Origin of the sequence: Bradyrhizobium sp. CCBAU 45384 (assembly GCF_028128665.1) — a bacterium.
Taxonomy (GTDB): domain Bacteria; phylum Pseudomonadota; class Alphaproteobacteria; order Rhizobiales; family Xanthobacteraceae; genus Bradyrhizobium; species Bradyrhizobium manausense.
Map to the genome: position 1 here is coordinate 73190 of NZ_LBIZ01000106.1, position 14017 is coordinate 87206.

Sequence of the window (14017 nt, forward strand, 5' to 3'; positions counted from 1 at the left end):
GTTGCGCTCAATCAAATTGAGACGGATGTTCCTCACATCCTCGCAGGCGGCGACGACAACGTTCTCGCTGCAACGCGGAATCGGGATGGCGCCGCCTCTTTTGCGAGCAGCGAAGCAAGCCGACCGATACAAGGCTGCGAAAACAAACCCCAGGCGCAGTAGAACGGCGAGGTGCCGGTTCGCGCACGGTGACGCCAGCCACAGGGTCTGAAACATCGTGCGATTTGGCAAAACCGGCGACTATTTCACGACCGGGTACGGCCCGTCGTCAAACGGCGTGTCGTGATAGCCCTTCGATCCCACCTCGCGCGCCAGGGCGCTGCGGAAATCCGAGCCGGCGCGCAAGCTGCGCAGCACATGGGCGAAATCGAATTCGGGATGCCATCCGAGCTCGCGCCGCGCGCGCGCGTTGACATAGACGCGGTCGATCCCGGGGAACAGTCGCCAGCCGCGCGCGGCATAGAGCTCGGCGCAATCCGGGTAGAGCTCGCGCACGACATCGGCAGCATTGCGGGCGAGCGCGGCGAGCTGATGTTGCGAGAACGGACTGGTCGCCGAGACGATGTAACGGCCGAAGCCGATCGCGGGCGCACGCGGGACCGCGATCAGATGGGCGCTGACCGCGTCCGCTATATCCAGCCGTCGATAGAGCAGCTCGTTGGCCTGCGCGTTGTCCAGTGCGTAGGCCGACCGCATCGCAGGATCGTCGTCAGCTTCAGGAAAGAACCGCGAGGTCCGCAGGATGACCACCGGCAGGCTGCTCTCGCGAAAGAACAGCTCGCACAGATTTTCCGCCATCAGTTTCGTGGTGCCGTAGATGTTCTTCGGCACCGACGCCAGCTCCTCGGTGACCCACACCGCCTGTCCCGCCTCGGGCCGGAGCTGCGCGCCGAACGCGCTGGTGGTGCTGGTGAGGACAAAGCTCTTCACACCGGCCGCCAGCGCCGCCTCGAGCAGATTGAGCGTCGCGGTGACGTTGGTGTCGACAAAGGCCTGCTTGCCGTGGGTCGCTACATGCGGCTTGTGCAGCGTCGCGGTGTGGATCACGGCCGTGACGCCGTCCATCTGCTCCCGGACGAAGGTGCGATCGATGATCGAGCCGACGGCATCGGTGAACGGCGACGGCTTGAGGTCGATCCCACGCGCCGGGGAGCCGCGACGCCGGAGCGTGCGAAGAATGGCTTCGCCGAGGTGGCCAGCGCTGCCGGTGACCAAGATTGTCATTACGTGTTTAACTTACCTACCAGACGAAGCGGTCTGGTCTCAATCCGCCGGAATGCAAGTATCCGCGCATGGATTCTGGCCATCCCGCTAGGCGGCTGCGGGTTCGTCCGCAAGTCTCTCCGATATTGCACGGAAGAACTCGACCTCTCCCTTTTGAGGCAAATCGTGAAGATTCCCGTGAATTAATGCGTTACGTTTCGCCGCAAGAATCCGGAGGAAGTCACCTTCGGATGGCGTGACATATCCCTCTTGCGCTAGCTGCTGCACAATGCGACCGGGCGTCTGCGGCTTCTCAAATGTTGCAGTCATTAGCCGTCGAGCGATCGCTTCAAACGTGGCCCAGCCAAGTATGAAGGCCGCAGAAACATGGTCTGAGTCCTGCAGCAGTTTGATCTCGTCGAGAAAGTTTTGAATCTGCTCGCGAGACTGCACCTGAAGTTCGCCATCGCGGCTCGCCGGCGTCACGACAATAACTCGTAGTTCCCAATCGGGATGATCTTTGATCAGGTTCGCGAGAGCCCGCGTCTTTTTCTGTTGGGCACTTTCCGATGTAACAAGTTCGATAGCTAGCTTTTTGTCTTTTCCGATCGCAATTGCGTCGGGATGTAAGTCAGCAAGGAATGGCGGCACAACGGGAGCGGTTGGATGCAGATATACCTCATAGCCTTCCGAACGGAGTTGAGGAATGAGGCCTTGCAAGAACTCGGCTTCTGAAATTCTAGCTGTCATCGCAACTCCCCGCGGGGCCTGTTCGAGAGACGCACATACAACGCGGGACGAGGTCCGCTGACGGCCGCCGCCACCATCTCAGTCGGATTTTCGACCTCGAACGGAATGCCCGGTTCGAATTTCTGAACAACAAGTCTTTCGACTTGCTGATCATCGACGTAAATGTGAGCTGAGAGGGCGTCGAGAATTGGCTTTACGATATTGTCGATATCACCACTCATTGGCTCATCCGGCAAATAATACAAGGTGATTCCGATCGGTTCTTGGCTGGCGAAATGCGGCTGAGGAATGACCGCCGTGCTTGCAGTCTTGACGCGCGCTTTCCACTCATTCCTGGACTCGGCTCGCTTTGCTTGAAGTGAGACGGCAGTTCCGTGAACTATGAATTCTATCGGGAACGACAATTCCATTGGGTCCGCGTGAACACCTGCTAAAAGAGGATATTATCGAATTCTGTTACGTCTGCGAGCAAGCGAAATCTACTACAACTAATCGCGGGCCGACTTGGCAACTTTTAGTTATTAGCCTCTCCTGGTCGCACACGACTGGGGCGCGATCGTGCAGTGCCGAACCGACGTCATACACCTCGGCGAAAGGCGATGCCTTCAGATCAATCCCGCGCGCCGATGCGCCGCGACGTCGCAGCGTCGGGAGAAGGGCCCATGACCAAAATCGTCGTATGACACCCACGCCAGCCGCCAGCAGCGTGGAAAACCACGGCCTGACCTGACTTGGCTGGATGCGCTGGGAAAAATTGGAGCGGGCGAAGGGGCTCGAACCCTCGACCCCGACCTTGGCAAGGTCGTGCTCTACCACTGAGCTACACCCGCATCCTGTGTCGGTCGCGTGACGCGCCGGCAACGGCTGTCGTATGCCAAAAGCGGGAGGCGAATGCAACAGCTACCGGCAGCATAGATGCGCATTCCGAGCCCCAATATGAGCCCTGGAGCGGCCGAATCGACCCAAAACGGCCCGGAACTGCCGAATCGGCAGCGACGGATTGAAATTCGGCCGGCCCGGCCCAATTTTAGGGCCTGAAACGAAGCATAGACGATGGCGACGTGCTAAAGAGCCGCCATTCCAGACATCAGACGAGGGGATCCCGTGACGATCATCGACCAGGGTAACGGAGCGGCCCCGGCTGCGGCCGATCTGATCAAGGACACCACCACCCAAACCTTCGTGAAGGACGTCATCGAGGAATCGAAGCGCCAGCCGGTGCTCATCGACTTCTGGGCGGAATGGTGCGGCCCCTGCAAGCAGCTCACGCCCGTGCTCGAAAAGGCCGTCAAGGCGGCCAAGGGCAAGGTCAAGCTGGTCAAGATGAACATCGACCAGCATCCGGCGATCCCGGGCCAGATGGGCATCCAGTCGATCCCGGCCGTGATCGCCTTCGTCAACGGCCAGCCCGCCGACGGCTTCATGGGCGCGGTACCGGAGAGCCAGGTCAACGCCTTCATCGAGAAGCTGACCAAGGGCGTCACGGCGCCGGGCGAGCCCAACATCGCCGAGATCCTGCAGGAGGCCGAGGCCGTGCTCGCCGAGGGCGACACTGCTGCCGCCGCGCAGATCTACGCCGAAGTGCTGCAGTATGATTCAACCAACATCCCCGCGCTTGCCGGTCTCGCCAAATGCTACGCCATTTCGGGCGCGATGGAGCAGGCCAAGCAGACGCTGGCCATGGTGCCGGAATCCAAGCGCAACGACCCGGCCGTGAAGGCGGTGCAGACCGCGATCGATCTCGCCGAGCAGGCCAAGCAGCTCGGTCCAATTGCCGAGCTGGAACAGAAAGTCGCCGCAAACCCGCTCGATCATCAGGCGCGCTTCGACCTAGCCACCGCGCTGAACGCGAAGGGCGACCGGGCAGCCGCGACCGAGCAGCTGCTCGCGATCGTCAAGCGCGACCGCAAATGGAACGATGACGGCGCCCGCAAGCAGCTGGTGCAGTTCTTCGAAGCCTGGGGCGGTGCGGACGAGGCCACCGTCGAGGGCCGCAAGCGGCTGTCGACCATCCTGTTCTCATAAGCTCAGGTCGCAATTCAGGCGGGGACTGAGATGCCGATCAACATCGAATATCGCGGCCCCGCCGACCTGCCGGAAATCATTCCGGTGTTTCCGCTGCCGGGCGCGCTGCTGCTGCCGCGCGGCCAGATGCCGCTCAACATCTTCGAGCCGCGCTATCTGGCGATGGTCGACGACAGCTTCCGCGATGGTCATCGCCTGATCGGCATGATCCAGCCCGACGTGGCGCATTCGCCGAAAAATTCCGACAGGCCGGCGCTGTTCCGCGTCGGCTGCGTCGGCCGCATCACCCAGCTCGCCGAATCCGGCGACGGCCGCTACATCCTCGAGCTGACCGGCGTTGCCCGCTTCAAGGTGATCGAGGAGCTCGACGTGCTGACCCCCTACCGGCAGTGCAAGGTCGATTTCTTCGCCTTCACCGACGATTTCAAGGCGCGGCTGGGTGAGGAGGCGGTCAACCGCGAGGCGCTGCTGGTGGCGCTGGCGGAGTTTCTGAAGGCCAACAATCTCAAGGTCGACTGGGAGGGCGTCGAGAGCGCGCCCAACGAGGCGCTGGTCAATGCGCTGGCGATGATGTCGCCCTACGGCCCGGCCGAGAAGCAGGCCATGCTGGAAGCGCCTGACCTGAAGACCCGGGCCGAGATCCTGATCGCGGTGACCGAGATGGACCTCGCCAAGAAGCGCACCAGCGGCGATCCGCCGCTGCAGTGACGGGCGCGGTGCATCCGCTAATGCGGTGTGCCCCCTCTCCTGGCGGGGAGCAAGCGGGAGAGGGAGCGCACTGCCTGCGTGGCCGCTACCCGAACCGCTCCACCGCCCAGGCGAACAGGCTGCCCGGAATCGGCGGCTGCAGCGAGCGGCCTTTGCCTGAGATGTGCAGGCCGATCACGTTGGGATCGGTGACGATGCCGAGATAGCTCGACGGCTCGAAGAACAGCTTTGGCTCGGAATGTACCGCGTAGAACGATCGCTTCGGCAGCGCCTTTTGCAGATCGCCCGAACGCTTGGCGAGGATGGTCAGTGCCGGCGGACCGAAGATGGCGATGCGAAGGTCGGACAGACGCTGCGAGCCGCCGCTCAGCTTCCGTATCGCAAAGCTCAGGCGATGGCTCGGCGACAGCCATTCCGGCGTCAGCTCCTCCTGCGCCATCAGATTCTCGAAGGCGCCGACGATATGGTGGTCGGGCGGCAGATAGAGCACGGAGTTGCCGAGCCGGCGGGATCGCTCCCACGCAAAGTATGGCTTTGCCGGATCGATCTCGACGGGTTTGAGCAGCAGCACGTCGGCGTCGAGCCAGAGGCCGAGATTCTTCGCCATCAGCTTGATGCGGAAGAAGTCGCTGAACTGAAGCGTGGTCCAGTCGCGCCAGCTGCCGTCAGGCTGCGGCGGCCGCAACCGTTCGGAGAAGGCGTGCGGCAGGATCGCTTCGGCGTCCGCATTCTCGACGCCCGCCGGGAGGCCCGGGATGGTGTCGAAACTATAGACCGTGACCTTGTGGCCGGCCGCCAGCTGCGAGCGCAGGCAGGTCTGGCGTAGCGCGTCCATCGGGCCATGCCAGAAGGTGACGATCTCGGGAAGCATGAGGCGAGCTATACGGGAAAACGAGGGCAAAGAAAAAGCCCCGGCGCGACAAGCGCCGGGGCTCGAATGAGACTTGAACTCAGGCCCAGGCGCGTTCGCGCTTGAGCTTCTCCTCATAGCTGTCGATCGAGGACTTCTTCTCCATCGTCAGCCCGATGTCGTCGAGGCCGTTGATCAGGCAGTGCTTGCGGAACGGGTCGATCTCGAACTTGACCTTGCCGCCGTCGGGGCCGCGGATCTCCTGGTTGGGCAAGTCGATCGTCAGCGTCGCGTTGGCGCCGCGTTCGGCGTCGTCGAACAACTTGTCGAGGTCTTCCTGGGAGACGCGGATCGGCAGAATGCCGTTCTTGAAGCAATTGTTGTAGAAGATGTCGCCGAACGAGGTCGAGATCACGCAGCGGATGCCGAAGTCGAGCAGCGCCCAGGGCGCGTGCTCGCGGCTCGAGCCGCAGCCGAAATTGTCGCCGGCGACCAGCACCTTCGCGTTGCGATAGGCTGATTGGTTGAGGACGAAATCCGGGTTCTCGCTGCCGTCGTCCTTGTAGCGCTGCTCGGAGAAGAGCCCCTTGCCAAGGCCGGTGCGCTTGATGGTCTTGAGGTACTGCTTCGGAATGATCATGTCGGTGTCGACATTGATGATCTTCAGCGGCGCCGCGACGCCTTCCAGCGTGGTGAACTTGTCCATCTCGGGATTCCCGGTTCGAAGTCAGGGGAGGGCTGTTTAGCCCGGTTGGCGCATAAATCCTAGGCCGGATTCGGCAGTCTTGATCTGCCAGTCAGCTTGGCGGAGCCATGCTGTCAGGGGCAAAGCCGGTCGGCAGGCCGTCGATGCTCTTCATGTTCTTCAGGCCCCAGTATTTTCGTAAGTTGTTGACGCCCTGGGCCGTCCAGTAACGGATGAGGCTGCCACGCTCTTGCTTGTAGTCGAATAGTGGCACGCCCATACCGCACGACGTCTGCACGAGATCGACCGAGAGACGCACGATCTGGCGGGCGCCCACCATGTCCTCGAAGCGAGGGGCGAGCTCGGCATATTCAGGCGTGCCGCGCATGATCGAGCGGCCCTGGCCATAGAGCCGCAGGATCACCGGCGGGCCTTCGAAGGCGCAGAACATGATGGTCAGGCGCTTGTCATCCGATGCGATCAGGTGGGCGCGGGTCTCGCTGCCGCTGCCGGTGCAATCCAGGTAGGCGACGTCATTCTCTCCGAGAACAAGGAACGACGACAGGCCCTTGGGGGAGACGTTGATGCGCCCCTTCGGCGGGGCGCTCGCGACGAAGAAGATCTTCTGCCGCTCGATGAAAGCCCTGTGCTCGGGTTCGATCCCGGTGAATTGCTTGCCCATGTCCGTGGGTCCTCTGCTCGGTGACAGCGCTCCGAGGCAAAGAAGCTAACACATCTCGGGTACCGGTTTAAGAACATAAGATATGCTGGTATAAAAACCACCATGAAACGAGCAGATCCGATCGCTCCGGCGCTCTCGCTCAGCGCATTCTTGCGGGCGCTCCGGGAGCGTCAGTCTCCGGTGGAATTCGGCATCGCCGCGGGATCACGGCGGCGCACGCCCGGCCTCCGGCGCGAGGAGGTCGCCCAGCTCTGCGGCTTGAGCGTCACCTGGTACACCTGGATCGAGCAGGGGCGCGATGTGTCCGTCTCTGCTTCGGCACTTGCGCGCATCGCCCGCGGATTGCGCCTGTCACCTGCCGAGCGCGCTTATCTGTTTGAAGTCGCGGGCAAGCGCGATCCCGAGCGGCCGGGCCACAGAGACGATCCACCCGGGGAGATCCTGGCCTGCGTCGATGCAATCGATGGTCCCGCCTACATCCTCGATCGCACATGGAGCGCCCGCCGCTGGAATGCGCAAGCGTCGCGCTTGTTTGCAGGATGGCTCGATGATGACGGTGAAAAGAACCTGCTGCGCTACATCTTCCTCAGGCCGGAGGCGCGAAGCCTGATCCTTGACTGGGCCTCCCGTGCGCAGCGCGTCGTCGCCGAGTTCCGTGCCGCGGTGACAGCCTACTCCGACGATCCGGACATTCGCCGGCTCGTGGAGGAGCTGAGACTAGCAAGCGCGGACTTCGAACGTTGCTGGGACACACAGGGCGTCCTGACCCGCGAAGGCGGCGAACGCGCGTTCAATCATCCGACCATGGGACTGCGGCGTTATCAGCAGGTGTCGCTATCGCTCGCGGGCTGGCCCGACTATCGGCTGACGATGCTTCTGCCTGCGCCATCGCCGCGCGATCGATGATTTCCTATTCGGCCTGCGCCTCGATCGCTGCCATGTCGTCGTCCGAGAGACCGAAATGGTGGCCGATCTCGTGGATCAGGACGTGACGGACGATATGGCCGAGGCTTTCGTCGTGCTCGGCCCAGTAATCCAGGATCGGGCGGCGGTAGAGCCAGACCATGTTCGGCAGCCGCGCCACATCGCCAAGACTCTGCTGGGGCAGGCCGACGCCCTGGAACAGGCCGAGCAGGTCGAACTCGCTCTCGCAGTCCATCTCGTCGAGCACCTCCTCGGTCGGGAAGTCGTCGACGCGGATGATCAGGCCCTCGCAGAGCCCGCGAAACTCCGCCGGCAGGCGCTCGAAAGTGTCGTGCGCCGCAGCTTCCATCTCGGCCAGCGAGGGCGCTTTCAGGTCCATCCACATGCGCACCTCTTAGCGCGGGTTTCGCAGCGATGCATCCGGCTTTATAAGCGCGTGAGGTTGACGGGCGCGGCCAAAACGGGGAGCGTGGGGGCCAAGTGGGCCTCGGTCGAGGGTGGTTCAGGTGGGCGATAAAATGCGAGCAAAAACAGCGGCGGCTCTACTGTGCATGGGGTTGTTTTCGCAAGTCGGCATGAGTGCCCAAGCAGAGACGGCCGGCACTGTCGTCCGCATGGCCCAGGCGGTGTCGCCCGACGACATCCCGCCGCCGCGGAAGCGGCCCCAGACCCGCCTGCGCGTCACGCCCTATGACAGCCCTGACGGCGTCTATCCGCGCTACAATCCGGGTCCCGATGCGGTGCGCGAGTGCAACGTTGCCTATGTGCAGGAACACAGGCCCAGCGGCACCGTGATCACGCCGCATATGAGCTGCTACTGGCGTCGCGGCTGATACCGGTTCAGTGCCCGCGCAGCGCGCCGATCAGGCCGGCGCCGACAACCAGCGCGGACACGCCATAGACCAGGATCGCCATCACCAGCTGCGTCAACGGGCTTGCCGTGCCGCTCTCGACGCCCGGCCCTTGCGAGGCCAGTGCCGAGCTCGCGCCAAGGACGACGCCAAGCGCAATGCTCGCTGCGATGGCCAGGCGCGATATCAGCAATGCTCGAAACTGTGTCATGACCATCTCCTGCATCAGCTCGACCAGAAGATACGTACGTCGCTGACGGCTGGTTGTTCATCCATGGCAGATTCAGGTGCAGCGTTCCAGATTGGCCGCTTTTGACTTGCAGGCCGCCGCGTGATCCTCTCATGTTGCCGGCGGAGGTCGTCATGACGAGATGGATCGCATTGACCGTTGCTGCCGGGCTCGCCGCAAGCCTGCCTCACGCATCCGTCGCGCAGAAGGTGACGAAGCTGCCGGACGCCTCTGCGGGCCGCGCGGTGTTCGATGGGCGACGGCACGTGCGATACGATGCTGCCCGCTACGCTCCGCGGCCTGATCCGCACTACTACGCGCGGCCCGTCTATTACCGTCCCTATCCTTACGCTGTGCCCGCGCCCTTCGTGCTCGGCTACGGGCCGTTCTGGTGACGCAGCGTGCCTTGCGCGGCGCGTCGTTCATTCATGGCGCATTCACGTCGTCGACTCTAGTTTAACCTCGTGAGCGACTGCAAATGAACAGCGACGGCGGGACGACGACGCCGCGATGACGCTGTCCAGTTTCAGGGAGACATTCCATGCCGAGGATCATGCGTCCCGGGACAAGCTCGCTGCGCCTGCTCGGGCTCGCCGCGGTTGCTGCTCTGATGTTGTCGTCAGGACTTGCGCGCCGCGCTGAAGCGATGACGCCGATCAATCCGACCGCGCTGCCCGCGGCGAAGGCTGCAAGCGACGACATGATGATCCAGGTCCGCCATGGCGGCGGGGGCGGTGGACATTTCCACGGCGGCGGCGGACATTTCGGCGGCTTCCATGGCGGGGGAGGGCACTTCGGTGGCTTCCACGGTGGCGGCTATCGCTATGGCGGCTTCCACCACTTTGGCGGACATGGCGGCTACCATCGCCACTGGGGCGGCACCTATCGTCCGTATTACGGCTATCGCCACTTCCACCGGCGCTATTATTACGGCGGCTATTATCCCTATTATAACTATCCGCGCCGCTGCCGGATCATCTGGACCTATTACGGCCCCCGCCGCATCTGCCGCTGGCATCGCTGGCACTATCCGTACCGCTATTGGTGATGTGAGTTGTTAGCTCAGCACTCGTCATGGCCGGGCTTGTCCCGGCCATCCACGTTCTTGGTCTGGGTAAGAAAGTTCGTGGATGCCCGGGACAAGCCCGGGCATGACGGAGAATCTGGCTAGAGCCAGCCCTTCACATTCCACGACGACGGCTTCCACCGCATCAGCGTCTCGATCTTCCACTGCTTGAACATCGCCGGTGGCCAGCGGCTGAGCTTGGAGGTCTCCTCGACCTCGGGCTTGGCGACGATGTGCAGCTGCGGCGCGCGCCGCCGGTGCTGGCGGGTCGCCTCGCCGATCAGATCCACATATTCAGGCTTGTTGGCCATGAGACGTGTCCTCGCGAGATCGTCGCGAGGACACTGTCGGCGCTGCGGCTTAACGACGGCTTGCCGCGTTCGTTCAAATTGGAGGGAGCAGCTTAGCGCCAGTCCCTGACGTCGACGAAGTGGCCCGCGATCGCGGCGGCCGCGGCCATCGCCGGCGACACCAGATGCGTGCGGCCCTTGAAGCCCTGGCGGCCCTCGAAATTGCGGTTCGAGGTCGAGGCGCAGCGCTCTTCCGGCTTCAGCTTGTCCGGGTTCATGGCGAGGCACATCGAGCAGCCCGGCTCGCGCCATTCGAAGCCGGCCTTGATGAAGATCTTGTCGAGCCCCTCGGCTTCGGCCTGCTCCTTCACGATGCCGGAGCCCGGCACCACCATGGCGTTGACGTTGGCGGAAACGGTCTTGCCTTCGGCAATCTTCGCTGCCGCGCGCAAATCTTCAATGCGGCCGTTGGTGCAGGAGCCGATGAAGACGCGGTCGAGCTTGATGTCGGTGATCTTCGTCCCCGCCGTCAGGCCCATATATTTCAGCGCGCGATGCTTGGAGAGCCGCTTGGCCTCATCAGCGATCTTGTCAGGATCTGGCACGATGCCGGTGACCGAGATGACGTCCTCAGGTGAAGTGCCCCAGGTCACGATCGGCGGCAGCTTTGCTGCATCGAGGCGCAGCTCGTGGTCGAAATGCGCGCCGTCGTCGGAGCGCAAGCCCTCCCAGTAACGCATCGCCGCATCCCAGGCCGCGCCCTTTGGCGACTTCGGCCGGTCGCGCAGGAAGTCGTAGGCCTTCTGGTCGGGTGCAACCAGACCGGCGCGCGCACCGCCTTCGATCGACATGTTGCAGACCGTCATGCGGCCTTCCATGGAGAGCGCGCGGATCGCATCGCCGGCATATTCCAGCACATAGCCGGTGCCGCCTGCGGTGCCGATCTCGCCGATGATGGCGAGAATGATATCCTTGCCGGTCACGCCGTCAGGCAATTTGCCGTCGACGGTGACGCGCATGTTCTTTGCCTTCTTCTGGATCAGCGTCTGCGTCGCCAGAACGTGTTCGACCTCGGAGGTGCCGATGCCGTGCGCGAGCGCGCCGAACGCGCCATGCGTCGAGGTGTGGCTGTCACCGCAGACGATGGTGGTGCCGGGCAACGTGAAACCCTGCTCGGGGCCGATGACGTGGACGATGCCCTGGCGCTTGTCGAACTCGTTGTAATATTCGATGCCGAATTCCTTGGCGTTCTCGGCCAGCGCCTTGATCTGCTCGATGCTCTCAGGGTCCGGGTTCGGCATGGTGCGGTCGGTGGTCGGCACGTTGTGGTCGACGACGGCGAGCGTCTTCTCGGGCGCATGCACCTTGCGCCCTGTCGCGCGCAGGCCTTCGAACGCCTGCGGCGAGGTCACCTCGTGCACCAGATGGCGGTCGATATAGAGCAGGCAGGTGCCGTCCTCGGCTTCGTGCACCAGATGGTCGTTCCAGATCTTGTCGTACAGGGTGGTCGGCTTGGACATGAGCTTCAGCTCCGAAGGAATGTGTGTAAGCGATGAGCGCGGCGGGCCGCGCAGGGCAACAAAATCGTCAGCGCAGCTTTTAGGCTGCGCGCGTAAGTTCTGACGTTGCCGAGGTCGCGAAGCGTCCGAAGAACCGGCCAGGCAGCCGCGAGCGATCGTCGATGACGATGCGCTGGGGGCTCACGAAGCTGGTCAGATCTGGAAACATTCCAGGAATATATAGCAGGCCGAATTGGAATCGCGAGTGCTTTGACGCGCGCGGCTGGCGCAACAAAAAAGCGCGGAGCCGAGCCCCGCGCTTTTCGAAATATTCGTCTGGTTGCGAAGCTTACTCGCCGACGGCGGCCTGGCGGTCCTGCTTCTCGACGATGCGGGCCGACTTGCCGCGCAGGTTGCGGAGGTAATAGAGCTTGGCGCGACGGACCTTGCCGCGGCGCACCACCTTGATCGAGTCGATCATCGGCGACATCACCGGGAACACGCGCTCGACGCCTTCGCCGTAGGAGATCTTGCGGACGGTGAAGCTCTCGTTCAGGCCACCGCCGGAACGGCCGATGCAGACGCCTTCATAGGCCTGCACGCGGGTGCGGTCGCCTTCGACGACCTTGACGTTGACGATCACGGTGTCGCCGGGACCGAATTCCGGAATGTCCTTGCCGGCGGACAGCTTGTCGAATTGCTCTTGCTCGAGCTGCTTGATCAGGTTCATGGGTAAATCTCCATCGGCGCGCCCAGCCTTTAGAAACGGGGGCTGCGCGAAATTCGTCTATCCAGCCATTGCGGATGTGGCCGCTCCTATAAGGCAAGCCGGAGCGTTTGTCACCCGTCTGTCTTGTTTTTTGGCGTTTTTTGGCGTCCGGGCCGATTCGGGGCTTTGGGCGGGATTTGGGCCCATAAATCAGGCCGCCGGGCCGCCGTCAGGGCCTCGGATTGCGCCCGCCGCCAGGCGGCGACCTTGGCATGATCGCCGGAGGTCAGGATCTCCGGGATCGGAACCCCTTCGAACAACTGGGGACGCGTGTATTGAGGGTATTCAAGCAGGCCGTCGGAAAAACTCTCCTCGGCTCCCGAAGCTTCCTTGCCCATCACGCCCGGCAGCAGCCGGACGCAGGCGTCAATCAGCGCCATCGCGGCGAGTTCGCCCCCTGAGAGCACGTAATCGCCGATCGAGACCTCCTCCAGGCCACGCGCATCGATCACCCGCTGGTCGATCCCTTCGAATCGCCCGCAGACGATGAGGGGGCCGGGGCCCTGGGCGAGTTCCACCACGTGAGCCTGGGTCAATGGCCGACCGCGCGGGCTCATCAGCAGGCGAGGGCGCTCGGGACCGATCTCGGCGGCATCGATGGCCGCCGCCAGAACGTCGGCCCGCAGGACCATGCCCGGGCCGCCGCCGGCGGGAGTGTCGTCAACGCTGCGATGACGGTCCGTGGCGGAAGCCCTGATATCCCGCGCCTCGATCTGCCAGAGGCCGGAGGCCAGCGCGCGACCGGCCAGGCTCACGCCGAGCGGCCCCGGAAACATCTCCGGAAACAGCGTCAGCACCGTCGCGCGCCAGGGGAAGGAGTTGGTCATCGTTTCCATCGTCGTCCCGGCGAAGGCCGGGACCCATAGCCACAGCCGGTCGTGTTGCGGCGGCTGCAGCGACTAGCTTAGCGAAAAATTGAGATTGGTGGTTATGGGTCCCGGCCTTCGCCGGGACGACTCGTGGTGGGAGCATCGCGATCCTCCCCCTCGATCTCCTGCGGCAGCGCGATCACGACACGGCCGCCTTTGAGATCGACCTCAGGCACCACGGCGTTGGAGAACGGCAGCAGCATCGTCGCGCCTTTGAGCGGGGCGATCTCGATGATGTCGCCGGCGCCGAAATTATGGATCGCGAGCACGCGGCCGAGTGCGTCGCCGTCGGTGGTGACGGCGGCGAGCCCGATCAGATCGGCGTGGTAATATTCGTCCTCGTCGGTCGCGGGCAGCTTTTCGCGCGCGACGTAGAGCTCGATGCCGTTGAGGCGCTCGGCCTCATCGCGGGTCGCGACGCCCTTGAAGGTCGCGACCAGATGATCCCGGGCTTCGCGGATTTGCGCCAGCTCGAACTGGCGCTTGCCGTCCTTGGAGAGAAGCGGACCGTAGCGCTTCACGGCAAAGGGATCTTCGGTGAAGGTCCACAATTTGACCGCGCCGCGCACGCCATGCGCGGCGCCGATCCGCGCGACGCAGATCAGCGCCGACATGGC

The 14017-nt window shown here is 63.3% G+C and carries 19 protein-coding genes and 1 tRNA gene; 6 read left to right on the plus strand and 14 right to left on the minus strand.

Annotated elements, in window-relative coordinates; all coding sequences use genetic code 11:
- Window positions 1–240 precede the first annotated feature (240 nt).
- The 4 genes from XH80_RS17065 to XH80_RS17080 all read right to left on the minus strand — a co-directional run bounded on the left by XH80_RS17065 (window position 241) and on the right by XH80_RS17080 (window position 2783).
- Window positions 241–1224 carry an NAD-dependent epimerase/dehydratase family protein gene (locus XH80_RS17065; RefSeq protein WP_271599572.1) on the minus strand — a complete coding sequence of 328 codons (984 nt, stop codon included), beginning with the start codon at window positions 1222–1224 and terminating at the stop codon, window positions 241–243.
- Window positions 1225–1311: 87 nt separating this feature from the next.
- Window positions 1312–1953, minus strand: a complete 642-nt coding sequence (locus tag XH80_RS17070) for a hypothetical protein (RefSeq protein ID WP_271599573.1) — start codon at window positions 1951–1953, stop codon at window positions 1312–1314.
- On the minus strand, window positions 1950–2363 hold the full coding sequence (locus XH80_RS17075; RefSeq protein ID WP_271599574.1) for a RusA family crossover junction endodeoxyribonuclease: 414 nt from the start codon (window positions 2361–2363) through the stop codon (window positions 1950–1952). The genes XH80_RS17070 and XH80_RS17075 overlap by 4 nt, the downstream gene beginning before the upstream one ends.
- A 345-nt stretch (window positions 2364–2708) precedes the next feature.
- A tRNA-Gly gene (locus XH80_RS17080) sits at window positions 2709–2783 on the minus strand.
- A gap of 274 nt (window positions 2784–3057) precedes the next feature.
- Here XH80_RS17080 and trxA point away from each other — a divergent pair.
- A complete protein-coding gene (trxA, locus tag XH80_RS17085) occupies window positions 3058–3978 on the plus strand; it encodes a thioredoxin (protein ID WP_220005010.1) in 921 nt (306 codons plus the stop codon).
- A 30-nt stretch (window positions 3979–4008) separates the two neighbouring features.
- On the plus strand, window positions 4009–4686 hold the full coding sequence (locus XH80_RS17090) for an LON peptidase substrate-binding domain-containing protein (RefSeq protein WP_271599575.1): 678 nt from the start codon (window positions 4009–4011) through the stop codon (window positions 4684–4686).
- Between the two features lie 85 nt (window positions 4687–4771).
- On the opposite strand, the gene XH80_RS17095 is transcribed toward XH80_RS17090, so the two are convergent.
- The 3 genes from XH80_RS17095 to XH80_RS17105 form a co-directional block, all read right to left on the minus strand.
- The gene (locus XH80_RS17095; RefSeq protein WP_271599576.1) at window positions 4772–5557 is read right to left on the minus strand and encodes a hypothetical protein; all 786 of its coding nucleotides are present in this window, start codon (window positions 5555–5557) and stop codon (window positions 4772–4774) included.
- Window positions 5558–5636: 79 nt separating this feature from the next.
- Window positions 5637–6242: a 3-isopropylmalate dehydratase small subunit gene (gene leuD / locus XH80_RS17100; protein WP_188107837.1), complete on the minus strand. Its 606-nt coding sequence runs from the start codon at window positions 6240–6242 to the stop codon at window positions 5637–5639.
- Window positions 6243–6333: 91 nt separating this feature from the next.
- Window positions 6334–6903 (minus strand): pyridoxamine 5'-phosphate oxidase family protein, encoded by a 570-nt coding sequence (locus XH80_RS17105; RefSeq protein ID WP_271599577.1) that lies wholly within the window; start codon window positions 6901–6903, stop codon window positions 6334–6336.
- 102 nt (window positions 6904–7005) lie between these two features.
- Here XH80_RS17105 and XH80_RS17110 point away from each other — a divergent pair, with 102 nt between their 5' ends.
- Window positions 7006–7809: a helix-turn-helix transcriptional regulator gene (locus XH80_RS17110; RefSeq protein WP_271599578.1), complete on the plus strand. Its 804-nt coding sequence runs from the start codon at window positions 7006–7008 to the stop codon at window positions 7807–7809.
- A gap of 4 nt (window positions 7810–7813) precedes the next feature.
- On the opposite strand, the gene XH80_RS17115 is transcribed toward XH80_RS17110, so the two are convergent.
- The gene (locus XH80_RS17115; protein ID WP_271599579.1) at window positions 7814–8212 is read right to left on the minus strand and encodes a metallopeptidase family protein; all 399 of its coding nucleotides are present in this window, start codon (window positions 8210–8212) and stop codon (window positions 7814–7816) included.
- 166 nt (window positions 8213–8378) lie between these two features.
- On the opposite strand from XH80_RS17115, the gene XH80_RS17120 reads away from it, so the two are divergent.
- Window positions 8379–8660 carry a hypothetical protein gene (locus XH80_RS17120; protein WP_271599649.1) on the plus strand — a complete coding sequence of 94 codons (282 nt, stop codon included), beginning with the start codon at window positions 8379–8381 and terminating at the stop codon, window positions 8658–8660.
- A gap of 7 nt (window positions 8661–8667) precedes the next feature.
- Here the strand turns inward: XH80_RS17120 and XH80_RS17125 are convergent, their stop codons facing one another.
- Window positions 8668–8889, minus strand: a complete 222-nt coding sequence (locus XH80_RS17125) for a hypothetical protein (RefSeq protein ID WP_271599580.1) — start codon at window positions 8887–8889, stop codon at window positions 8668–8670.
- A 152-nt stretch (window positions 8890–9041) separates the two neighbouring features.
- Here XH80_RS17125 and XH80_RS17130 point away from each other — a divergent pair, with 152 nt between their 5' ends.
- Together XH80_RS17130 and XH80_RS17135 are read left to right on the plus strand one after the other, a co-directional pair.
- Complete coding sequence (locus tag XH80_RS17130; protein WP_057740856.1) at window positions 9042–9302, plus strand: hypothetical protein; 261 nt, start codon at window positions 9042–9044, stop codon at window positions 9300–9302.
- A gap of 146 nt (window positions 9303–9448) precedes the next feature.
- Window positions 9449–9955 (plus strand): hypothetical protein, encoded by a 507-nt coding sequence (locus XH80_RS17135; protein ID WP_271599581.1) that lies wholly within the window; start codon window positions 9449–9451, stop codon window positions 9953–9955.
- A 119-nt stretch (window positions 9956–10074) separates the two neighbouring features.
- Here XH80_RS17135 and XH80_RS17140 read toward each other — a convergent pair whose 3' ends face one another.
- The 5 genes from XH80_RS17140 to rimM all read right to left on the minus strand — a co-directional run bounded on the left by XH80_RS17140 (window position 10075) and on the right by rimM (window position 14014).
- Window positions 10075–10284 (minus strand): hypothetical protein, encoded by a 210-nt coding sequence (locus XH80_RS17140; protein WP_271599582.1) that lies wholly within the window; start codon window positions 10282–10284, stop codon window positions 10075–10077.
- 92 nt (window positions 10285–10376) lie between these two features.
- Window positions 10377–11783, minus strand: a complete 1407-nt coding sequence (gene leuC / locus XH80_RS17145; protein ID WP_271599583.1) for a 3-isopropylmalate dehydratase large subunit — start codon at window positions 11781–11783, stop codon at window positions 10377–10379.
- 328 nt (window positions 11784–12111) lie between these two features.
- Window positions 12112–12492, minus strand: a complete 381-nt coding sequence (gene rplS / locus XH80_RS17150) for a 50S ribosomal protein L19 (RefSeq protein WP_011083318.1) — start codon at window positions 12490–12492, stop codon at window positions 12112–12114.
- 110 nt (window positions 12493–12602) lie between these two features.
- The gene (gene trmD, locus XH80_RS17155) at window positions 12603–13358 is read right to left on the minus strand and encodes a tRNA (guanosine(37)-N1)-methyltransferase TrmD (RefSeq protein WP_271599584.1); all 756 of its coding nucleotides are present in this window, start codon (window positions 13356–13358) and stop codon (window positions 12603–12605) included.
- Between the two features lie 101 nt (window positions 13359–13459).
- Window positions 13460–14014: a ribosome maturation factor RimM gene (gene rimM / locus XH80_RS17160; RefSeq protein WP_271599585.1), complete on the minus strand. Its 555-nt coding sequence runs from the start codon at window positions 14012–14014 to the stop codon at window positions 13460–13462.
- Window positions 14015–14017 lie beyond the last annotated feature (3 nt).